At 73.1% G+C, this 20,577-nt stretch carries 16 protein-coding genes; 6 read left to right on the plus strand and 10 right to left on the minus strand.

Annotated elements, in window-relative coordinates:
* Nucleotides 1-18: 18 nt before the first annotated feature.
* Complete coding sequence (locus ACIQK6_RS03190) at nt 19-393, minus strand: VOC family protein (RefSeq protein ID WP_329105495.1); 375 nt, start codon at nt 391-393, stop codon at nt 19-21.
* Nucleotides 394-407: 14 nt separating this feature from the next.
* Nucleotides 408-932, minus strand: a complete 525-nt coding sequence (locus ACIQK6_RS03195; protein ID WP_402694186.1) for a hypothetical protein — start codon at nt 930-932, stop codon at nt 408-410.
* A gap of 161 nt (nt 933-1,093) precedes the next feature.
* On the opposite strand from ACIQK6_RS03195, the gene ACIQK6_RS03200 reads away from it, so the two are divergent.
* A complete protein-coding gene (locus ACIQK6_RS03200; RefSeq protein WP_329105491.1) occupies nt 1,094-2,410 on the plus strand; it encodes a GNAT family N-acetyltransferase in 1,317 nt (438 codons plus the stop codon).
* An 80-nt stretch (nt 2,411-2,490) separates the two neighbouring features.
* Here the strand turns inward: ACIQK6_RS03200 and ACIQK6_RS03205 are convergent, their stop codons facing one another.
* Nucleotides 2,491-3,909, minus strand: coding sequence for an alpha/beta hydrolase (locus ACIQK6_RS03205; protein ID WP_329105489.1), 1,419 nt, complete (start codon nt 3,907-3,909; stop codon nt 2,491-2,493).
* 613 nt (nt 3,910-4,522) lie between these two features.
* On the opposite strand from ACIQK6_RS03205, the gene ACIQK6_RS03210 reads away from it, so the two are divergent.
* A complete protein-coding gene (locus ACIQK6_RS03210) occupies nt 4,523-4,972 on the plus strand; it encodes a nitroreductase family deazaflavin-dependent oxidoreductase (RefSeq protein WP_329105487.1) in 450 nt (149 codons plus the stop codon).
* 47 nt (nt 4,973-5,019) lie between these two features.
* Here ACIQK6_RS03210 and ACIQK6_RS03215 read toward each other — a convergent pair whose 3' ends face one another.
* From ACIQK6_RS03215 to ACIQK6_RS03230, 4 genes are all read right to left on the minus strand, one after another.
* Complete coding sequence (locus ACIQK6_RS03215; protein WP_329105484.1) at nt 5,020-5,427, minus strand: PPOX class F420-dependent oxidoreductase; 408 nt, start codon at nt 5,425-5,427, stop codon at nt 5,020-5,022.
* Between the two features lie 241 nt (nt 5,428-5,668).
* The gene (locus tag ACIQK6_RS03220; protein ID WP_329105482.1) at nt 5,669-7,237 is read right to left on the minus strand and encodes an NAD(P)/FAD-dependent oxidoreductase; all 1,569 of its coding nucleotides are present in this window, start codon (nt 7,235-7,237) and stop codon (nt 5,669-5,671) included.
* On the minus strand, nt 7,234-9,345 hold the full coding sequence (locus ACIQK6_RS03225) for a tetratricopeptide repeat protein (RefSeq protein ID WP_402694187.1): 2,112 nt from the start codon (nt 9,343-9,345) through the stop codon (nt 7,234-7,236). Before ACIQK6_RS03225 ends, ACIQK6_RS03220 begins: the two co-directional genes overlap by 4 nt.
* 26 nt (nt 9,346-9,371) lie before the next feature.
* Nucleotides 9,372-10,301 carry an oxygenase MpaB family protein gene (locus ACIQK6_RS03230; protein ID WP_402694188.1) on the minus strand — a complete coding sequence of 310 codons (930 nt, stop codon included), beginning with the start codon at nt 10,299-10,301 and terminating at the stop codon, nt 9,372-9,374.
* Between the two features lie 92 nt (nt 10,302-10,393).
* Between ACIQK6_RS03230 and ACIQK6_RS03235 the strand changes: the two genes are divergently transcribed.
* On the plus strand, nt 10,394-10,786 hold the full coding sequence (locus ACIQK6_RS03235; RefSeq protein WP_329105475.1) for a TOBE domain-containing protein: 393 nt from the start codon (nt 10,394-10,396) through the stop codon (nt 10,784-10,786).
* A 116-nt stretch (nt 10,787-10,902) separates the two neighbouring features.
* On the opposite strand, the gene ACIQK6_RS03240 is transcribed toward ACIQK6_RS03235, so the two are convergent.
* Nucleotides 10,903-14,502: a S8 family serine peptidase gene (locus tag ACIQK6_RS03240; protein ID WP_402694189.1), complete on the minus strand. Its 3,600-nt coding sequence runs from the start codon at nt 14,500-14,502 to the stop codon at nt 10,903-10,905.
* A complete protein-coding gene (locus ACIQK6_RS03245) occupies nt 14,499-17,135 on the minus strand; it encodes a M4 family metallopeptidase (protein WP_329105471.1) in 2,637 nt (878 codons plus the stop codon). The genes ACIQK6_RS03240 and ACIQK6_RS03245 overlap by 4 nt, the downstream gene beginning before the upstream one ends.
* Nucleotides 17,136-17,377: 242 nt before the next feature.
* Here ACIQK6_RS03245 and ACIQK6_RS03250 point away from each other — a divergent pair, with 242 nt between their 5' ends.
* Entirely contained in the window at nt 17,378-17,938 is a 561-nt protein-coding gene (locus ACIQK6_RS03250; RefSeq protein ID WP_329105469.1) for a MepB family protein, read from the plus strand.
* Entirely contained in the window at nt 17,935-18,348 is a 414-nt protein-coding gene (locus ACIQK6_RS03255) for a VOC family protein (protein WP_329105467.1), read from the plus strand. Before ACIQK6_RS03250 ends, ACIQK6_RS03255 begins: the two co-directional genes overlap by 4 nt.
* 6 nt (nt 18,349-18,354) lie before the next feature.
* Here ACIQK6_RS03255 and ACIQK6_RS03260 read toward each other — a convergent pair whose 3' ends face one another.
* Nucleotides 18,355-20,289, minus strand: a complete 1,935-nt coding sequence (locus ACIQK6_RS03260) for a SulP family inorganic anion transporter (protein ID WP_402694190.1) — start codon at nt 20,287-20,289, stop codon at nt 18,355-18,357.
* Here ACIQK6_RS03260 and ACIQK6_RS03265 point away from each other — a divergent pair.
* The gene (locus ACIQK6_RS03265) at nt 20,288-20,551 is read left to right on the plus strand and encodes a hypothetical protein (protein ID WP_329105462.1); all 264 of its coding nucleotides are present in this window, start codon (nt 20,288-20,290) and stop codon (nt 20,549-20,551) included. The genes ACIQK6_RS03260 and ACIQK6_RS03265 overlap by 2 nt on opposite strands.
* Nucleotides 20,552-20,577: the final 26 nt, after the last annotated feature.

Genomic DNA, 20,577 nt, shown 5'->3' on the forward strand with positions numbered 1-20,577 from the left:
GCCCACCGCCGCCGCGGCTCAGTCCCGTACGAGGCAGAAGGGATGCCCCGCCGGGTCCGCGTAGATCCGCCAGCCGCGCCCGTCCGAGCCGTCGAGCAGCGTCCCACCGGCCGCCAGCACCTCCTCCTGTGCCCGGTCCAGGTCCGGGACGCCGAGGTCCAGGTGGAACTGCTGGGGGCGGGTGGGGTCGGGCCAGCGCGGCGGCACGTGGTCCAGGGCCTGCTGGAAGGCGAGGACCGGGCCCGAGGGAGTGTGGAGCGTCGCCCAGCTCTCGTCGAGCGCCCAGCGACGGTCCGGCTGGTTGACGTTCCCGCCCAGCAGGGACCGGTAGAACTCGGCGAGCGACTGCGGCTCGGGACAGTCGAGGACCACGCATTGCAGTTCGGCGATCATGGCCGGATCCTAGGTCACGGCCGCAGCGGGGCGCCTCGTCGATCGGGACGGATCAGGGGCCGCCGAGCGGCACCGGCCGGCCAGACGACCTCCACCGGCGTCCCCTGTGCGCGGGCCGTCGCCACGGCGTCGCCCGTCCCGCCCTGCCGGCCGCCCGGAGCGCCGTCCCAGACCGCGACCAGGAGCTCGGCCCGGCCGAGCAGCAGTCGGTTGGCGGCGGCGTAGGCAACAGCACCCGCCCTTCGGTACGGCATGACCTTGACCTCGGCGGCTGCTCGCAGGAGGCGGTCGAATGCGGCGGCCTGCGGTCCGTCCGGCACGCGTGCGCGGTAGTCGGCCGAGGGGAGCACCGCCACCAGCCGCCCGCCCCGCGCGAGGACGGCGTCCGCGAAGACCGTGTCCGCGCCGGCGGCCAGGCACGAGATTCCGGTGAGCTCCGCGGCCGGGTAGCGGGCGTGCAGCGGGGCCAGCGCCCCTGCGATCAGGGGGAGGCTCGCCCCGGTGAGGTTCGCGTGGCCGGTCACCGCAATGGTCGCCATGGCACCCCTGCTCCACATCGAAGGACCGTCGTCGAGGCCGCCGAGCGGCGACGCCCCCATCATGCGGGGTCGGGACGGCCCCGGCCGCGGAACGGGCCCTCGGGAGGCATTCGAACGGACGCGCGAGCCCGGAGCGGATATTCCGTTGCAAGATCGAGAAGGTGACGGATGCAATGTCGGGCATGGTGACCGAGATCCGCCCGCCGCGACACGATGAGATGACGCCGTACTACCGGGCACTACCGTTCACGAACGGATTGCCGAGCTGGGAACCCGCGGATGCCGCGTGGCACGGCGGCCCGGAGCCCTGGCCCCCGCAGAACGCGCCTGCGAGCGCGGACCAGCTCGAGAAGTACGCCGCGGCCGACATCGAGGACGGGTCCTTCCACCCGATCGCGACGTTCGTCGACGGCCGGTGCGTCGGCGCGTCCGGCGCCATCTCCTTCGAGGTGACGGTTCCCGGTGGCGGAAGGACACGCATGGCCGGCGTCACTTCCACCGGGGTGATCGCAACGCACCGCCGGCGCGGGTACCTGCGGCAGATGATGCAGGCCATGTTCGACGCGGCCCTGGAGCGGGGCGAGCCGCTCGCGATGCTCAGCGCGAGCGAGGGCGGCATCTACGGGCGGTTCGGCTTCTCGCCCGCGACCTACCGCACCCGGTGGGAGCTGGCCCGTCACGAAGCCGCCCTCCTTCCGGCGGAGCCAGATCCCGGATCGCTGGAGCTGGTCGAAGCCGCACGGGCGAAGGAGGCCTGGCCCCGGGTGCACGCGCAGGTGCGGGCCCACCGCGTCGGAGAACTCGGGCCTCTCCCCGGACAGTGGGACGGGCTGTCCGACGAAGCGGACGGCACGAACGGGCCACTGCGCTACCTCACCCACCGCGACCAGCACGGCGAGGTGGACGGCATCGCCAACTTCCGACTGCCGTGGTCACGGACCACGGACCACGCCGGAAGCCTCGTGGTGGAAGCCCTGGAGGCGACGAACCCGGTGGCCTACCGTGCCCTGTGGGGACTACTGATCGACTTCGACCTCACCAAGACCGTCGTGGCGGCCGCCCGTCCGCGCGACGAACCCCTGCGGTGGATGCTCAGGAACCCGCGGGCGATGCGCATCACCCGCCAGAGCGAAAACCTCTGGGCGCGCCTCCTCGACGTCCCCCGCGCCCTGACGCAACGCTCGTACCCGACGCCCGGCGAGCTGAGGTTCACGATCGGCGACGACCGGATGTGCCGGGCGAACAACGGAACGTGGCACCTGAAAGCGGACGGCCCCGTGGCGACGTGCGTTCCCACCGACGAGGCGGCGGACCTGACCATCACCCTCGCAGCGCTCAGCTCGCTTTACTTCGGGGGCATGTCGGCGCACCACCTGGCGTATGCGGGCCACATCACTGCGCACACCGACGGTGCGATCGGGCAGCTGGCCCGGATGTTCTGGACCGACCCGGAACCGCACAACTCCTTCGGCTTCTGACGAGATGGTGCGCGTCGGGTGCCGGCTCCGCCGTCCCGGCCGGCCCGCACTCACGGCCGGCCCGGAGTGCGGGCCGGCCGTCAGCGGTTCAGGAGCGTCTTCTGGAGCCAGTCGAAGACGACCTCGCAGTGCAGCTGCGGGGCCATGGGGGAACAGTGCAGCTGGGCGCCCTGGGCCGCCGTCAGTTTCAGGTAGTCCTTCGGCGAGGTGAGGGCGTCGTACATGCGGCGCGGCTGGCCGGGGTAGAACTGCTCGCCCTCGTAGTCCAGCACCAGGGTGGGGGCCTTGATGCGGCCGACGACATCGGTGATCGACAGCGCCTGGATCCGGGTGGCGGGGGTGTAGAAGTCGGTGAACAGCTTTCCCCTGCGGGCTTCGAGCATCGCGGGGATGGAGAACGGCTCGAAGCGCTTCTTCATCACGTCGGCCGCGTCCGGAGGCAGTTCGGGGACCACCTCCTTGTTCCAGATGTCGTTCGTCTCCTGCTTGTCCGGAGTGAGGATCTTCCGGATCTCCGGCGGGAAGCCCAGCCACGGCTCCACGCAGCCCGGCATGGCCACCAGCGCGGCGATCCGGGTCTCGAAGGCCGCCGCCCTCGGGGCGAGGTCCCCCGCCATGCTCAGACCCGTGAGGGCGATCTTGTCCGGGTCCACGTCGGAGCGGGCGGTCAGCCAGTCGACGAGGGGCGTGACGACCTTCTCCCAGGTGGGCGTGAAGACGACCTGGTCCACGAAGAGCAGCTGCCCCTGGCCCGGCCCGTCGTAGACGAGCGCGTTCCAGCCCCGGTCGAGCGCGGCGGGGACCCCGTAGGTCCACATGTCCACGTTCTGGCCGTCGCTGCCGTTGGTCAGGATCACCGTCGGGCGCGGGGTGCCGGAGGTGTCGGGGCGGAAGAACCACACCGGCAGCGGCGTGGCGCCGTAGGGCACGTTCGCCTTCACCGGGGCGGGCTCGCACAGGCCGCAGAAGGTGTCCCAGGCCCCGCGCCCCGCCTTGTACAGCGCCTCCTCGCTGGCTGGGTCGTCCGAGCCGAGGACGAAGAACAGCGCCTGCCCGTAGTACTGGGCGGCGCGCAGCGCCCGGAACCGCTTGGTCTGGCCGTCGGCCGGGGCACCCGGGGGTGCCTCCAGGAGCTGGTCGCCGAGTGCGCGGAAGGTCTGCACGTACGTCTGCGCGGTCAGCCCGGCGTCGTTAATCGTGTTCACGGCCGTGAGGACCTCGCCGACTTCGGCTGCGCCGGCGCCCGAGCCACCGAGCGCGAGGAGTCCGTTGAAGTTGTACGCCGGGTCCTTGAAGAGCGTCATCGCGCCCGGGGTGAGGCCGCCCGCGGCCGCTGTGGTCGCGGCTGCGGTGGGCGGGGCCGAGCCGCTGGACGCTGCCGCCGGAGCGCCCGGGGCGCCGCCGCGGGTGCAACCCGCCGCGAGGGCGGCGCCCGCCCCTGCGGTGAGCAGGGCACGACGGGTGGGGCCGGGGCGGCGATCACCGGATATGTGGTTCATGCCATCGGAACGTAGCCCCGATCCGGAGCGGCGGCCTCCGATCCCGTCCGGAGCGGACGGCGCCGGGCACCCGGCCCGGTTCCAGGCCGGCCGGGAACCGGCAGGTCGCGGGCCCCCGCCCCGGCCTGTCGGCGCGGGCTTCCGGACACCGCCCGGCTTGCGCCGGTCGGGGGACGTGGGCCCCGACCGGCCGGGGGGGAGGCCGACCGGGGCGTACCGGGCGGGGGCATCAGCCCCTGCCCGGACCCACACATGGATGAACGGTCAACCACCACGGGAAGTTCCCGATCAGGCCCCGGTGCCGAGCTCGCCATCCCCTCCCGGCCCGGAACGTCCTACGCTGGAGAGCGGCGGCCGAACCGGCGAGCGGCCCGCGGCCGCCCCCCGTGGGCACCTGCCCCTCCCCCACTGCGCAGGTGCCCACCACGGTGACGGCGCGGTCCTCGGCCGTCTCCTCGCCGCCCCCGGCCCCCGAACCGGGTCGCACACCGGGCCGGGATGGCGCTGTTCGAGGGATTCGCGCTGGCCCACGGAATGGACACCGTGCCTGCGGGCGTTGCCGCTCGTTGGTGAGGTTCGCTGACCGTTCCGACGCAGAGGCAGGCGGAGTCACATGACGACCGACATCGACTGGGACCACCCGACCGACCCCAGGGAGGGATCCTGGCAGCTGGACCACGTCAAGCTGTACGTGGGCTCGGGCGGCTCCGAAGGCCAGTACTGGAACGGCACCCAGACCCTGCTGCTCACCACCCTGGGCCGGGTGTCCGGCAAGCCCGTGCGGACCCCGCTCATCTACGGCGAGGCCGAAGGCGCCTACCTGGTCGTCGCCTCCAAGGGCGGCGACCCCGCGCACCCGCTGTGGTACCGGAACCTCTCCGAGCACCCCGCGGTCCGCATCCAGGTCGGCCCGAAGACCATGCAGGGCACGGCCCGCACCGCCACCTCCGAGGAACGCGCCGCGTACTGGCCGGTGATGGTCGGGCACTGGCCCGCGTACGACGAGTACCAGGCCAAGACGGATCGCGAGATCCCGATCGTCGTCATCGAACCCACCGGATGACGACGGGCCGGCGGGAGCCCGCCTCCCGCCGGCCGGTCCGGCCTTCGTCAGATCGAGCCGACCACCTTGCGCGGGCTGACACGGACGACGACGCGTTCGGCGTCGTCCTTCGACGCCGGGTTGAAGTCCGCGTAGTCCTGGCCCGTGTACTTGCGCGACAGCTCGTTGATCAGCTCCTGCCCGCCCTCGGTGGTCAGTTCGGCGGTGCCGCGGACCTCGGCGTAGGTGTAGGGCGCGTCCGCCGGGTTGATCATGACCGTGACCCGCGGGTCCGCGCGCAGGTTCTTCTCCTTGCGGCGGCCGACCGTCGTGGAGACGAGCAGGTCGTCGCCGTCCCGGGTGAGCCAGGTGACCGACAGCTGCGGGCTGCCGTCCGGCTGGATCGTGGCCACGGTGGCGAAGACCGGGCTGTCGTCGATGAGCTTCTTCAGGTCGTCGGAGAGTTCGGCGGACACGGAGCGGTTCCTTCCCTCGGCTGACTGCCGTCCCCGGGCCGATTGGCCTCGAAGGGGACCAGCAACGGACAGCCTGCAAAACCGCCACCGTCCCGGGCAAGTTCCGTCGCCCCGTGCCGCACCGCGCGCCGTGGCCCCGGACACCCCCGATTCCGGGTCGTGACCGGGCCGCGCACCCGGCCCGCCGACCGGGCGGGGCCCCCATGATCCACCCGTCCGGCCTAGTCCGGCCTGGTCCGGCCTAGTGCCCGAGTACCGCCATTGCCGCGTTGTGTCCGGGGACCCCGCTGACTCCGCCGCCGCGGACCGCGCCCGCCCCGCACAGCAGGACGTTGCGGTGCGCGGTCTCCACGCCCCACCGGCCGCCCGGATCGGCGTAGGGCCAGGACAGGTCCCGGTGGAAGATGTGGCCGCCGGGCAGCCGCAGTTCGCGCTCCAGGTCCTGCGGGGTCTTCGCCTCGATGCACGGGCGTCCGTCCGCGTCGAAGGCGAGGCAGTCGGTGAGCGGTTCGGCCAGGTGCGCATCGAGCTGCGCGAGGGTGGCCGTCAGCAGGACCTCGCGGGCCTGCTGGTTGTCGTGCTCGAACAGCCGGGCCGGAGCGTGCAGGCCGAAGAGGGTGAGGGTCTGGTAGCCCTGCTCCACCAGTTCCGGGCCGAGGATCGTCGGGTCGGTCAGGGAGTGGCAGTAGATCTCCGAGGGCGGTACGGAGGGCAGTTCGCCGGAGGCGGCCTCCGCGTAGGCCCGGGCCAGCTCGGCATAGCCCTCGGCGATGTGGAAGGTGCCGCCGAAGGCCTCGCCCGGGTCGACCGAGGTGTCCCGCAGCCGGGGCAGTCGGCGCAGCAGCATGTTGACCTTGAGCTGGGCGCCCTCGGGGGCCGGCGCCGCGCCCTCCGGCGGGGCTTCGCCGAGGAGTTCGGCCAGGGCCCGCGGCGAGGCGTTCACCAGGACCGTGCGGCCGACGACCCGGCCCTCCCCGGTCGCCGTGCGGAACACCACCTCGGCCGGGGCGACCCCGTCCGTGTCGATCCGCAGCACCTCGTGGCCGGTCGCGATCTCGGCGCCGGCCGCCCGGGCCGCCGCCGCGAGGGCGTCCGTCAGCGCGCCCATGCCGCCCACGGGCACGTCCCAGTCACCGGTCCCGCCGCCGATGACGTGGTAGAGGAAGCAGCGGTTCTGCGCGAGGGAGGGGTCGTGCGCGTCCGCGAAGGTGCCGATCAACCCGTCCGTCAGGACCACCCCGCGGACCAGGTCGTCGGCGAAGTTCCGCTCCACGGCCTGCCCGAGGGGCTCCTCGAAGAGCATCCGCCAGGCGGCCTCGTCGTCGATCCGGGCGCGCAGCTCCGCCCGCGTGGGCAGGGGCTCGGTCAGGGTCGGGAACACCTTCTCGGCGACCCGCCCGGTGGTGCCGTAGAAGGCGCGCCAGCTCTCGTACTCCCGGTCCGAGCCGGTCAGCCGCGCGAAGGACTCCCGGGTGCGCTGTTCTCCGCCGCCGACGAGCAGTCCGCCGGGGCGCCCGCCCCGCTCGGTGGGCGTGTACGAGGAGATCGTGCGGCGGCGTACCTCGAACCGCAGGTCCAGGTCGCGCACGATCTTCGACGGGAGCAGGGAGACGAGGTACGAGTAGCGCGAGAGCCTGGCGTCGACGCCCACGAAGGGGCGGCTGGAGATCGCCGCCCCGCCCGTGTTGCCGAGCCGCTCCAGGACCAGCACCGAGCGGCCCGCCCGCGCCAGGTACGCGGCGGCCACCAGGCCGTTGTGCCCACCGCCCACGATCACGTCGTCGTACACGTCCCGCCCGAAGGTCGTCATGGCTCTTGGTAGCACACCTGGCCGAGCCGCTCCAGACAGTGGGCCTCGTCGGCGTGGGCCAGGACCGTGTCGGGATGTTCGTCGCCGAGGGACCGCTCGCGGATGCCGGAGAGGTCCCGGTAGATGGGCAGCGCCTCGTCCCAGCGGCCCAGCCTGCCCAGCCCTCCGGCCAGTTCCCGGCGGCTGACCAGGGTGTCCGGGTGCTCGGGCCCGAGCACCTCGGCGCGCAGGGCGCCCACCTGGCGCGCCTCGGCCACCGCTTCCGCCCAGCGCTCCAGCCGGCCCAGGTTGACCCCGAGGACGTGCCGGGCGCGCAGCGTCTCGGGGTCGGTGACCCCGTAGGCGCGGGTGCGGTCGCGGACCAGGCCCCGGAACAGGTCGAGGGCCTGTTGCGTGCGGCCGGTGCGGCCGAGCGCGATGCCGACCTCGTAGCGGGCGGCCAGGGTGTCGGGGTGGTCGGGGCCGAGCACCCGCTCCCGTACGACGCCGACCTCGTGGAAGGCGACCAGGGCCTCCTGCCAGCGCTCCAGGCGACCGAGCGCGTACGCCGCCTCGTAGCGGGTCAGCAAGGTGTCCGCGTGCTCGGCGCCCAGGACGGCGGCCCGGTCGGCGGCGACCCCGGCCGCGGTGGCGTGAGCGTCCGCGTACCGGCCCAGCGCACCGAGCGCGCAGGCCAGGTTGTGCCGGCAGCGCAGGGTGTCGGGGTGGAGCGGGCCCATGGTCCGCTCGCGGGCGACGAGCACCGCGCGGTAGACGTCGTGCGCCTCCTGGTGGCGCCCGAGCCGACCCAGCTCGTAGGCGGTCTCCTGGCGCGCCGCGAGGGTGTCGGCGTGGTCCGCGCCGAGTACCCGCGTGCGCCCCTCGGCCACGGCCGTGTACCCGGCGAGGGCCTCGTCGGGCCGGCCGGCGCGGCTGAGGGCGTACGCGCGCGCGTGGCCGGCGGCGAGCGCGTCGGGGCCGTTGCCCCGCGGGCCGGCGGGGCGCGGGAACCCGTACGCGGCGGTGAGCCGCGGGTCCTCTTCGGCCGCGGGACGGATGATGGTGGTGGTGCCGGGGTGGACCGGGGGGTACGCGCCGCGCGGGCGCGGCACCGGCTGCCGGCCCGCGGGGCGCGCGGCCGTCCAGGCTCCGGTGAGCACGGCCCACTCGCCGCTCGCCGGCCGGGCGTCGATCCCGGCCTTGCGGCCGGCGGTCATGCCGCGGGCCCAGGGCGGGAGCGGGGCCTGGGCGCCGGGCAACCCGCCCGGTCCCAGCCGTGCCTCGACCAGCCGGTGGTGCACGTGGCGGGCGTCGCCCGGCCGGTCCTCCGGGCGCTTGGCGAGCAGGTCCAGGACCACTTCGTCGAAGTATCCGGGCAGCTCGGGGCGGTGCTCGCGCAGCGGTACGGGGGCGTTGTCGCGGTGGCCGACCAGCACCGACCAGGAGTCGCCCAGGTCGAAGGGCGGGGCGCCGGTGGCGATCTCGTACAGGACGCAGCCGAAGGAGTAGAGGTCGCTGCGGTGGTCGACCTCGCCGCCCGCGATCTGTTCGGGCGACATGTAGTGCGGGGTTCCCATGGCCATGCTGCCGCCGGTGAGCTTGGCGGTGAAGCCGATGTCGTGGGCGAGGCGGGCGATGCCGAAGTCGCAGATCTTCACGGTGCCGTCGGTGAGCCGCATGATGTTGGCGGGCTTCAGGTCCCGGTGGACGACGCCCTGGTCATGGGTGTAGCCGAGGGCGGCGGCCATCTGCTCCGCGATGTCGACGACCACGTCCACGGGGAGCGGGCGCGCGTCGTTGTCCTCCAGGAGCTGGCTGAGGTTGCGGCCCTCGAGGAGTTCCATGACGAGGTAGAGCGGGCCGCCGGCGGCGCTGTCGTCGCCGAAGTCGTGGACGACGGTGACCCCGCGGTGCTGGAGGGACGCGGCCACGCGCGCCTCGCGCCGGAACCGCTCGCGGAGCACCTGGGTGAAGTGGGCGTCCTGCTCGGCGCCGATCGGCTTGAGGCACTTCACGGCGACCTGCCGGCCCAGCGACTCGTCCCGGGCGCGCCACACCTCGCCCATGCCGCCGCGCCCGATCAGATCGAGCGACCGGTAACGGCCCTGGATCAGTCTGGACTCCGCCATGTCTTAAAGCCGCCCCCGATTTCGTGCTACGCCCTCCCCGGCCGGTCCAGTATGGCCGCTGATGTACGCAGTGTGTACGGCGAGGGGCGACTCCCGGGGCCCATGCGGCGCATCGCTTTCAAGATGTGACCTGGAGGCAGCTGCCAGCGTAGACCTGCGGGAATGCTGCGCAGTACGCGCCCGGTGAGGCGCAGGCGCCGGGTGACGCTGCGCGGTGCCGGTGCGGACCGCCCGTACAGCTGGTGTGCCCAGCCCGGGAGGGAACCGTACGCCAGGCCGGCTACGGGCGGCCACAGCAGGTTTCGGCCACGTACGAGCAGGGAGGGGACGGGCGGGCCGCGCAGGAAGTCGTCCACGGCGAGGGCGTCGGGGCCGGCGGCGAGTTCGGGGCGGATCCGCTCGAAGTACGCGGCGAGCCCGGCGGTGTCGGCGGGGACCCCGGCCGGGTCGAGTCCCACGAGACGGGCGTTCACGCGGTTCTCGTCGACGTAGCGGTCGGCCTGGGCGGCGGTGAGGGGGACGCCGGAGCGGCGCAGGACGTGCAGGAAGCTGTCGATCTGCGCGCAGTGGATCCACAGCAGCAGCTCGGGGTCGTCGACGGGGAAGCGTTCGCCGGTGTCCGGATCGGTGGCGGACAGTTTGCGGTGGATCGTGCGGACGCGGAGGCCGGCGCGCTCGGCGGCCTCGGTGGTGCCGTAGGTGAGGGTGCCGACGAAGTCGGCGGTGCGCAGCAGCCGTCCCCAGGCGTCCGACCGGAAGTCGGAGTTCTCCACGACTCCGCGGACGGCGCGCGGGTGGAGGGCCTGGAGGTAGAGCGCCCGGAGTCCGGCGATCCACATCATCGGGTCGCCGTGGCACTGCCAGGTGACGGAGGACGGGCCGTACAGTCCCGGGTCGGCGCCGCCGCCCGCGGTCCGTCCGGTCGACTCGCTCGGTCCGGTCGTGGTGCTCCCCATCCGTACCTCCACTGCGTGCCGCTACGTGGCGGGCGCCCGGCGGCTCCAGCCTACCGATCCGGGGGCCGCCGCGTCGGGCATAGAGTTGCGGCGTGCACCTGTACACGATCGGCGAGGCCGCTCAACTCCTCCGCGTCAGCACCGACACCGCCCGCCGCTGGGCGGACGCGGGCCGCTTCCCGACCCTGCGGGACGGCAACCGGCGGATGGTCGAGGGGGTGCATCTGGCCGCCTTCTGCGTGGCGCTCGCCCAGGAGGCCGCCGACGGCGAGGGCGAGTCCGCCACCTCGGTCCGCAACGCACTGCCCGGGATCGTGACGGCGGTGCGGCTCGGCGAGGTCGCCGCCCAGGTCGAGATCCAGTCCGGCCCGCACCGGGTGGTCTCCCTGCTGACCCGTGAGGCGGTCGAGGAACTCGGGCTCGCGGTCGGCGTACGGGCCGTCGCCCGGGTGAAGTCCACCAGCGTCCACATCGACCTGGACTGACCGCCCGAAGCGGCACGGCCGCCCGGGCCGGACCGCGCGGGGTGTGCGCGGTCCGGCCGGACGGCCGGTGGGGTGGGGGCCTGTGTCCGGGACCTCCGTCCGGGACCTCCGTCCGCCTACGGCGAGGCGGGACCGGTGATCGTCACCACCTCACCGGAGCGCACGGACCGCCGGCGGTAGGAGTAGGAGAGCGCGTCCGTACCCGCGTCGTTCTCCATGCCGATGGTGGCGTGGGAGCCCGCCGCCTGCTCGTTCCCCTCGGGGATGTCGAGGTAGGAGAACCGGACCGTGCCGCCCTCCTCCACCGTGGCCTGGAAGGTGATGCGCGTTCCGTCCGCCCGGAAGCGCATCTTGCGCCATTCCACGGTGAAGCTGCGGTGTGGTGCCGTGCCGGTCGCCGCCGTGTGCACCGAAGACTCCTGGTCCATGCTCAGGTCGTCCCAGAAGGGATAGAGTGCAGCGTTCGTCCCGTTCCGCGTGGGAATTTCCCCCGGGTTCCACAAGTAGTGTGGTCGGTTGAAGGACAGCACGCCGTTGGTGCTGACGTAGGCCCGGTTGTAGCTCTTCCCGTAGATCGGTAGGGCGAACGGCAGGTCGACCGCGACCTCCGCATCGTCCCCGGTGAGGGCCAAAGGTGTGCCGTTCACCGGAGCGACGCTCTGGCTCGCGCGCGTGCAGAGGTGCCCGAAGGCGTCCCGCTTGCGGGACAGGACGAAGTCGTGCGTCTCCATGGACTCGATGTCCAGGACGGCCTGCCCCGTGACGCGGCAGCCGTCCAGTACGGCCGTCACCCGGTGCTGTCCGGCCGGCACCGCCACGAACCGGTACTCCCCCGACGGCCCGGTGACCACGGGGGGCGTGACGTCGTCCAGGGTGACGCTCACTCCGGGTAGTGCGGCTCCGTCCTCGGTGCGCACCACCCCCCGTACGCCGTTGGCGTCGAGCCGGAAGTCGTGCGCCAGCACCGACTTGGCCGGGGTCACCGTCACGGGTGCGACGGTGGGCGCGTGCAGCGGTGTGCTAGCCGCGACCTGGTGGTCGCCGTACGGCAGCCGCAGCGCGTAGCGCCCGGTGGCATCGGTGCGGGCCTCGAAGGCCGTCCCGTTCGGGGTGGTGACCTTCACGAGCGCCTGGTCGAGGAGGGCTCCCGTGTCGAGGTCGCGGATCTCGCCCTGGAGCACGCCCGGGACCGCGAAGCGGTACGCCCGCTGCGCACTGAGGATCGGGCGGTTGTGGGAGAACGGCACGGCGATCGAGCCGTCGGCGTTGTCGATGCCGACGGTCGCCGAGGAGCCCTGCGCCCGGTCCGCCTCCGGGATGTCGACGTACTGGAGCGTGCTGCCCCCCTGTTCCTCCAGGACCGCCTGGAAGGTGATGCGCTGGGTCGTCCCGTAGATCAGGACGTTGCGCCATTCGATGACGAACCGGCGCTGCGGCGCGGCTCCCGAGACTCCCTTGCGCACGGAGGCGGAGGCGTCGACGACCAGGTCGTCCCAGAAGGGGATGACCGAGGCGTTCGGCGGACCGCCGTGCGGCAGGGCCGAGTTGGCCGCCATCTTCGTGCCGGCCAGGAAACTGAGGAAGCCGTTGGTGCTCACCCAGGCCGTGCCGTACGTCTGCCCGTAGTGGGCGACGGGGAAGGGCAGCGGTACCGATACGAAGGCGTCGTCGCCGGTCAGCGCGACCGGATCGGGCGCGGCGAGCGGGGTGTAGGGCACTCCGTGGCAGGTGTGTCCCGCCGCGTCGTCGCGGACGCCCATCACGAGTGCGGGCTGCGCTCCGGCGGTGACCGTGACCTCCCGCCGGCTGCCCAGTCCGCAACCGGCGTCGGAGACCGTCAGCCAGTAGGTACCGGGAGGCACTCCGCCGATCCGGTACGTGCCCGTCGCGTCGCTCGTGACGGCCGGCAGCGGGGTCCGCTCCAGGCGGACCTGCGCCCCCTTGACCGGCTGGCCGACGATGTCGTGCAGTGGGCCGGTCAGGTCCACGGTGGGCGCGTCCGGCAGGGCGAGCGCCACCGAGGCGGTCTGACCGGCCGTGACCGTGAAGGTCTTCGACGCGGGCAGGTGGGCGAAGGCCGAGACGGCAACGGTGTACTGGCCGGTCGGCAGGACCAGCCGCAGGGTGCCGTCGGGCGCGGTGGCGCCGACCCGTTCCATGCCCTGCCCGGTGACCTTGGCGAGCGCGCCCGCAACGGGCTGCCCGTCGTCCACGTCGGTCAGGCGCACGGACACGGCTCCCATGTCGCCCTTCGGGGCGGCCGCCATGGCGGCGAGGACGTCCATCCGGCCTTCGCCCCAGACGCCGTTGCGCGCCGCGGTTCCGCCGCAGGTCACGTCGGCGACGTCGACCGCGGTGGAGCCGAGCAGTGCGGCAGTCGCGGCGAAGTCGCCGATGAGCCGGGGGGACGCGGACCACAGCAGGGCGACGGCCCCGGCCACGTGGGGCGCGGCCATCGATGTCCCGCTCATCACCTGGTACTTGCCGCCGGGCATGCTGGAGAGGATGGTCTCGCCCGGTGCGGTGATGTCGGGTTTGCCGGGACGGCCGGGGTGCCCGCGGCTGGAGAACTTCGCGATCTCCCCGGACGGGCTGTAGGCGGCGACCGAGTAGGTGGTCGGGTAGTCGCCGGGCGAACCGGTGGTGTCGCACTCCGGTCCGCTGTTGCCCGCCGCGAAGACGGGGAAGATCCCGAGGTCCCGCCACCCCTGCACCATCTCGGTGTAGAAGGGGTCGTTGCCGAACATTCCCCAGGAGTTGTTGACCACGTGGGGTGCGAGGTCCGGCCGCGGGTTCTCGCCGCGCAGATCGGTGGGTGCGGCGAGCCACTCACCGGCGCGCAGCAGGCTGTCGACGGAGCAGCTGCCGCCCTCGCACCCCTTGGCGGCGATCCAGCGCGCGCCCGGGGCCATCCCGATCGGCGCTCCGTCCGGCCCGTTGCCGCCGGCCGCCGTACCCATGGTGTGGGTGCCGTGGCCGTTGTTGTCGCAGGGGGTCAGCATCGGCTTGCCGCAGAGTTTGGTCGGGTCGTACCAGTTGTAGTCGTGGTTGTAGGTGCCGCCGCCCGCGTTGCCCCGGTACGAGGCCGCGAGGGCGGGGTGGTCGAACTGGACCCCGGTGTCGATGGAGGCGATGACCACGCCTTCGCCGCGGGTTCCGAAGCGCTCCCAGGCCTGCGGGGCGCCCGTGGCGGGGATGTTCCACCCGGCGGGCGGCGCGGCCGGGGTGTCGGCGGTGGCCTTCGCCCCCGACGGGGGTTCGGGCAGCCGGACGGGCGCCACCTGGCGGATCTCCCGTACCTCGGGCTGCTCGGCGAGCGTGCGTACGGTCTTCTCGTCCCCGCTCTCCACCACGATCACATTGACCAGCCAGAACCCCTGGTGCTGGATCCCGGCCCGGCGGAGCACGGCGGAGGGGCCCTTCTGGCTGTCCTGCGCGGCGCCCTTGAGGGCCTCCGTGCCGGCGGCGACGCGTGCTCCGTGGTCGGTGGTCCCGCGGGCCCGCGCGAGATCGGCGCGGGCCGACAGGAACACCACGAAGTCGGCGCGGCCGCCGCCCGCGACCTTCCGGGCGAGCTCGGGTGCGACCTTGGCCCCTGCGGCGGGCGGGACCGCGGCCCGGGCGGGGGCGCCGCCCGTGGTCGTGGGCAGCGCGCCGAGCAGGACCAGGAGCGATCCGGTGAGCAGCAGCCGCAGGAAGGGGAAGCGGGCCGTCACAGCCGGTCCTTGACGGAGGCGTCCATGGCGGCCATCGCGTCGTCGGCCGAGAGCCCGCCGATCGAGCGGTAGTCGGAGGCGCGCCACTGCGTCGCGATGGAGTGGGTGAGCGCTCCGCCGCCCGGGCGGCCCTGGTCGGCGACGATCACGTTGTCCATGAGCCGGTCCACCGCGGCGATGTGCTCGGCGGTGACGGTCGCCTGTGGGGCTCCGTCGACGTTCGCGGCGTCCAGCAGGAGCGGGGTGAGGGTCTGGAGCACCATGGCGAACTCGCCGTTGAGGGCGGGGTGTTCCGCCATCAGGGGCTGGATCAGGCCGTTGTCCTGGTTGTAGAGGTCGACGTAGTAGCGGACCGCCGGGGAGGCCTCGGGCAGCAGGTCCTGGGCGAGGTAGAGGGCGGCGCGGATCTGCGCGGCCTGCGGGCCGTCGGCGGACAGCTTGGCGGTGCGCAGCGAGGAGCCGGCGGAGCAGACGCAGTTGGCGCCGCGCGGGTCGTCGGTCTCGCTGGTGACGCCGACGGAGTTCCAGGCCTCGATGACGGCCGCGGCCTCGGGGCTCTCCTTGCCGTACCGGTCCCAGGCGGCCGCTTGGGTGGCGTTCACGGCGTCGGCGAACGTGGCCGTGGGGAAGAGGTAGTTGGTCAACGCTTCGTAGAAGATGTATTCGGCCTTGACGCCGAGCTTCTCGTACGCGGTGACGTAGGCCCGGTTCGGGATGCCGGAGTTGTGGTGGACCCCGCCGGCGTCACCGCACTTGACCTCGAAGTCGCGCATGTGGGCCGGCTGGCCGAACTTGCCGGGGTTGGCCATGTCGCGGATGACGCCCGTGGCGATCTCGCTGCTGCCGATCTCCCAGTTGTTGCCGCCCTGCCAGCGGTCGACGCTCTTGCCGAAGATGTCGGAGAAGCTCTCGTTGAGCGCGCCGGACTGGTACTGGTAGACGAGGTTGGCGGAGGCCGAGTCCACCGCGTGGGTCAGTTCGTGGGCGGAGACGCTGAGGTCGACCATGTCCTCGGCGAAGAGCATCTCCTTGCGGTCGGGGCTCCAGTAGGCGTTCTTGTTGATGTTCCCGTTCCGCACGATGATCTTCAGCGGGGCGCCCTGGCCGTCGTAACTGTCGCGGTTGAAGCGCTCCTTGTAGTACGTGTACGTGTGGCCCATGGCGAACCAGGCCCGGCGGGCGTCCTCCACGCCCTGGTAGTCCGGGTTGCTCTCGGTCATCATCGGCTGGGCGGGCATGGTCTTGGAGCCGGCCATGTCGTAGACCGTGCGGTTCAGGGCGTCGTGGATGTTGCTCTGCACGTGGAGGATTCCGGTGCCGCCGACGGCGTCGACGAAGTAGCTGTTGGCGATGGATCCGGAGCTGTTGGCGAGCCGGACCTCCCACACCAGGTCGGCCGGCACGGAGCGGCCCTTGACGGGCTCGCCCGGGTACAGCATCAGGGTGGGCGCGGCGGTGGCGGTGGCGCCGGGCAGCGCGGCGCGGGCCTGGGCCTCGGCGGTCTTCGCCGTCACCCCGGGCCGGGTGGAGGCCACGGTGAGGTCGGGCCGGAAGCCGTTGCTGAGCATCCGGACCCGGCTGCCGCTCGGGTCGAGGTGCACGCCGACGCGGGCGTCGCGCACGGGGACCCCGTCGACGGTCTGCTGGTACCACTGGTGCCGCGATGCGGTGGCCGCGCTCACTCCGGGCTGCGGCTCGGTCCGGATCGCCCGGAGGGCGGCGGACGGTCTGTTCGCGCCAAGGAGTCCCGCGTTGCGGTCGAGCCACTGGGGGGCGCTGCCGGAGACGGGGGCGTCGAGGACGACCGAGGTGGGGGTACCGCGCTTGGTGTCCCGCGTGGAGACCACCTTGGACTTCGGGTTCTCGCCGCGCAGACGGCCGAGGGCCCGGTCCGAACGGTCGCTACGGGTCTTCCAGTCGTCGCCGGTGGGACGGCCCGCGGGCAACGGGTCGCCGGGGGCGGCGACGGCGGCGGGCAGCGGCAGGAGGGAGGCGAAGAGCGTCCCGGCGACGACGGCACGGCGGCGGCGCGCGGTACGGACCCGGGCGGCCCGGGTCCCGGCCGGGAGGCCGGCGGGCGCGGCGGAGCGCCGGGTGAGGGCCGCGGTCAAGGCGACGGGCAGGGCCCAGGCGAGCAGGACCACGGTCGCGGCGAGCGGCGGCGTCCAGACGCGGACGAGTCCTTCGGAGGCCGAGCGTGCGAGCAGCACCCACAGGCCGCCGGCGAGCGCGGCGAACGCCGACGCCGAGGAAGCGGCGGCCACGTGGCGGGAGATCGAGAGGCGGTCCGCCCAGGCGGCGGCCCGGCGGCCGAGCAGGGTGAGGACGGCCACGGGCAGCAGGGCGCCGACGAGCAGCCACGGCCACCGTTCGACGTAGGAGGCGAGGTGGACCTGCCCGCCGGCGCCGCCGGCGAGGCTCCATTCCACGGGTGCGCCGAGGGCGGCGCCGAGGGTCACGCCGGCCGCCTGGACGGATGCGCCGGGCAGGGCGGCGAGGGCACCCACCCGGCCGCCGGCGGCCTGCGCCGCTTCCAGCAGTGCCCACAACAGGAGGAAGGAGCTCGCGGCAACGGGCGCCACGGCCCGTAGGACCACGAGGGAGAGACGTGCCGCGTACGAGCGACTGAACATGAAAGACCCTTCACCAGGTCGGAAGTTCACGGAGTCACACAGGGGACGGTCTGCTTTTCGAGCGCCCCGAATGTATGTACGCATCAGGAGTCACGCAATTGGATTTCCGTCACTCGAAGCGGAGTCAACTCACCTATTTTTGAATAGAGTTACCGCCAGTAACGAAAATCGTGAGGGCGCGCCGCCGGACGGCGCGGGGGCCCGGTCACGGGCGCCCGTCCGGGGCGTGACAGGGTGGGGCAATGACGACGAAGCACCCCGCGCCATCTCCCCCGCCCAGCCCCGTACCGTGGTCGGACACCGTCACGTCCCACGCGGACCTCGCCGCGGCGAAGGCGCTCGTCTACGACCCCTGCGGATTCACCTGTTCGCAGCCGGTCCCCGAAGCGGAGAGCGCGGACTACGCCGCCCACACCTTCACCCTGGACGGCCGCTCCGTCCGGTTCCGCGCGGCACGGACCACGCCCACCAAGGTCGGGCAGTTCGTCACCGTCTGGAAGCGGTCCCCGGGCGGTCCCATCCAGCCCTTCGACGCCGCGGACCCCGTGGACCTCTTCGTCATCAGCACCCGCGACGGTGACCACTTCGGCCAGTTCGTGCTCCCGACGGAGGCGCTGCGCCGGCACGGCGTGGTGTCGACGGACGGCTCCGGCGGGAAGCGCGCCTTCCGCGTCTACCCACCGTGGGTGACCACCACCAACCGCCAGGCGGGCAGGGCCCAGGAGTGGCAGCTCGACCATTTCCTGCACCTGCCCGAGGACGGGCCGGTGGACCTCGCCCGCGCCCGCGAGCTCTACGGATGAGCCGGCCGGTCAGCGGCACCCTGCACCACGTCGAACTCTGGGTGCCGGATCTCGACCGCGCGATCGCCTCGCTCGGCTGGCTCCTGGAGACACTGGGCCACTCCCCCTTCCAGCACTGGGAGAACGGCCACAGCTGGCGGCTCGGACCGACCTACCTGGTCGTCGAGGAGTCCCCGGCCCTCACCGCGGACCGGCACGACCGCTGCCGGCCGGGCCTGAACCACCTGGCCTTCCACGTCGAGGATCCCGCCGCGGTCGAGCGCCTGGCCGAGGAGTCGACCGGGCACGGCTGGCACCTGATGTTCCCGGACCGCCATCCGCACGCCGGCGGCCCCCAGCACTACGCCGCCTACCTGGAGAACGACGACGGCTTCGAGGTCGAACTCGTCGCGGCCCCCGCCCCCGGCTGATCCCCGTCAAAGGGCCGGGTCGTGTCCCGTGGCGCGTCGCCAGTCCTGGTAGGCGGCGACGGCGGTGGGGAGCGTGGGGAAGATGCGCTCCGGGCCGACGGCGGACGTCAGGCCGTAGGCGTCGAGGGGGCGGCGCAGGTCCTGTTTGACGCGGGCGAGTGCGAACACGATGTCCCGGCGGGCGAGTTCCGAGCGCAGGGCCTCGACGGCGTCGAGGGCGGTGATGTCGACCTCGACGTTGGCCTCGGTGTTCAGGACGAACCAGTGGACGGGGTCTTCCTGGGCAGCGACCGAGGCCAGCGCCCGGCGGCGGAAGTCCTCGGCGTTGGCGAAGAACAGCGGTGAGTCGTAGCGGTAGATGAGGAGACCGGGCACGGTGCGCGCGGACGGATAGTCGTCGATGTCGTGCATGCCGGCCAGACCGAGCACCATCCCCTCGACCGCGTCGTGGGGGCGGGCGACCCGGGTGAGGAGTTCGGCGACGGACAGCGCCACGGCGAGGAGCACGCCGTACAGGATGCCGAAGGTGAGGACGCCGAGACCGCAGCCGAGGGCGAGCAGGAACTCGCGGCGGCGGAAGGCCGCGAGCCTGCGGAACTCGCTCACTTCGACCAGGCGTACGGCGGCATAGACGACGATGGCGCCGAGTGCGGCGGAGGGGGTGTGGCTGAGCAGCGGGGCGAGGAAGAGGAGGACGGCGGCCACGCAGGCGGCGCCCACGAGGGAGTACGCCTGGGTGCGGGCTCCCGAAGAGTCCGCGAGGGCGGTGCGGCTGGCACTGCTGCTGACCGGGAAGCCCTGGAGGAGTCCGGCGCCGAGGTTCGCCGCGCCGAGGGCCAGCAGCTCCCGGTTGGCGTCCAAGGGCTGTGGGTCGTCGTGCCGGGCGAAGGCGCGTGCGGTGAGGACGACGTCGGTGTAGCCGACCAGGAGCACGCCGAGGGCCGGCAGCACCAGGTCGGCGAGGTCGGCCGGCCGGGGCAGGGCGAAGGAGGGCAGGCCGGTCGGGACCGTGCCGATGACGTCGATCCCCTGGTCCGCGTCCAGCGCGAAGACGGCCACCACCACCGTGGACAGGACGAGGACGACGAGCGGTCCGGGCAGGGGCCGCCGTAGCAGGGGCAGGGTGAACAGCAGGAGCAGACAGCCCGCGGCCATCAGCGTCGTGGGCCCGTGGAGGTCGCCGATGTGGCGGAGGAACGACGAGAGCTGGGGGAAGAATCCCGATCCGCTACCGCTGGTGCCGGTGAGGCGGGGCAGCTGGTCCACGATCATGATGAAGGCGACTCCGGCCAGGTAGCCGACGAGCACGGGCCTGGAGAGGAGATCGGCCAGGAAGCCGAGCCGGACGGCCCGTGCGACCAGAGCGAGCAGGCCGACGACGAGCGCCAGGGCTGCCGCGAGCACCGCGTAACGCGCGGGGTCGCCCGCTGCCAACGGTCCGACGGCCACGGCGGTCATGAGGGCGGTGGTCGACTCCGGTCCGACGGACAGCAGGCGCGAGGTACCGCTCAGGGCGTAGAGGGCCATGGCGGGCAGCACGGCCCACAGGCCGACGACCGGGGGCAGACCTGCCACCCCCGCGTACGCCATGACCTGGGGAACCAGGTAGGCGGCGACCGTGATCCCGGCCAGGGCGTCGCCCCGTAGCCAGTTCCTCCCGTAGCCACGGAAGGCGGGCGGGACCGCCGCGATCCGTCCGTGCTGGGGCATGGCACCTCCGGGACTCCGTGCGGGGCTGCGGCTCACCATCGTGCCGGGCGGAGGACTGCACGCAGGTGAAGCGCGCGAGCGCGCCGGCCGCCGGCCGTCCGCTGCCAGGATCTCCGGCTGCGCCGGCCCCCGGCATGGACCGGTCGGCCCGCAGCCGGGACCGGTGGGCCCATGCCCGGGACCGGCGGGAACGACGAGACTGAAGACGGACTCGAACAGGAGGCCGCTCATGAGCACCCCGTCACCCGCCCGCTTCTCCGCGGCGCTGCCCGCCGACTGCCGTTCCCGTCTGCTGGAGCTGGCCAGAGAGGTCAACTTCGCCGAGGGGACGCGTCTCTACGCGGCGCGCGTGCGGATGCTGATGGACGCCGACACCGCTTTCGGCTCTGCCCTCGGCCATTGGGTCGGGCAGGTCCTCGCCCACCGACTGCAGGCCGCCCGCGTGCGCCTCCTCGATCTGTACGCACCTCACGGCAGCGGCAATTCCCTCTGATGGTCCGATCGCCCGATCGTCCGCAC

The organism is Streptomyces sp. NPDC091682, assembly GCF_044756625.1.
Classification (GTDB): Bacteria; Actinomycetota; Actinomycetes; order Streptomycetales; family Streptomycetaceae; genus Streptomyces.

Coding starts and splice junctions, on each gene's coding strand:
- ACIQK6_RS03265 (WP_329105462.1), top strand. CDS start 20,288: ATGAGCACCCCGTCACCCGCCCGCTTCTCCGCGGCGCTGCCCGCCGAC.
- ACIQK6_RS03245 (WP_329105471.1), bottom strand. CDS start 17,135: ATGTTCAGTCGCTCGTACGCGGCACGTCTCTCCCTCGTGGTCCTACGG.
- ACIQK6_RS03195 (WP_402694186.1), bottom strand. CDS start 932: ATGGCGACCATTGCGGTGACCGGCCACGCGAACCTCACCGGGGCGAGC.
- ACIQK6_RS03250 (WP_329105469.1), top strand. CDS start 17,378: ATGACGACGAAGCACCCCGCGCCATCTCCCCCGCCCAGCCCCGTACCG.
- ACIQK6_RS03255 (WP_329105467.1), top strand. CDS start 17,935: ATGAGCCGGCCGGTCAGCGGCACCCTGCACCACGTCGAACTCTGGGTG.
- ACIQK6_RS03225 (WP_402694187.1), bottom strand. CDS start 9,345: ATGGCGGAGTCCAGACTGATCCAGGGCCGTTACCGGTCGCTCGATCTG.
- ACIQK6_RS03220 (WP_329105482.1), bottom strand. CDS start 7,237: ATGACGACCTTCGGGCGGGACGTGTACGACGACGTGATCGTGGGCGGT.
- ACIQK6_RS03190 (WP_329105495.1), bottom strand. CDS start 393: ATGATCGCCGAACTGCAATGCGTGGTCCTCGACTGTCCCGAGCCGCAG.
- ACIQK6_RS03230 (WP_402694188.1), bottom strand. CDS start 10,301: ATGGGGAGCACCACGACCGGACCGAGCGAGTCGACCGGACGGACCGCG.
- ACIQK6_RS03205 (WP_329105489.1), bottom strand. CDS start 3,909: ATGAACCACATATCCGGTGATCGCCGCCCCGGCCCCACCCGTCGTGCC.
- ACIQK6_RS03210 (WP_329105487.1), top strand. CDS start 4,523: ATGACGACCGACATCGACTGGGACCACCCGACCGACCCCAGGGAGGGA.
- ACIQK6_RS03260 (WP_402694190.1), bottom strand. CDS start 20,289: ATGAGCGGCCTCCTGTTCGAGTCCGTCTTCAGTCTCGTCGTTCCCGCC.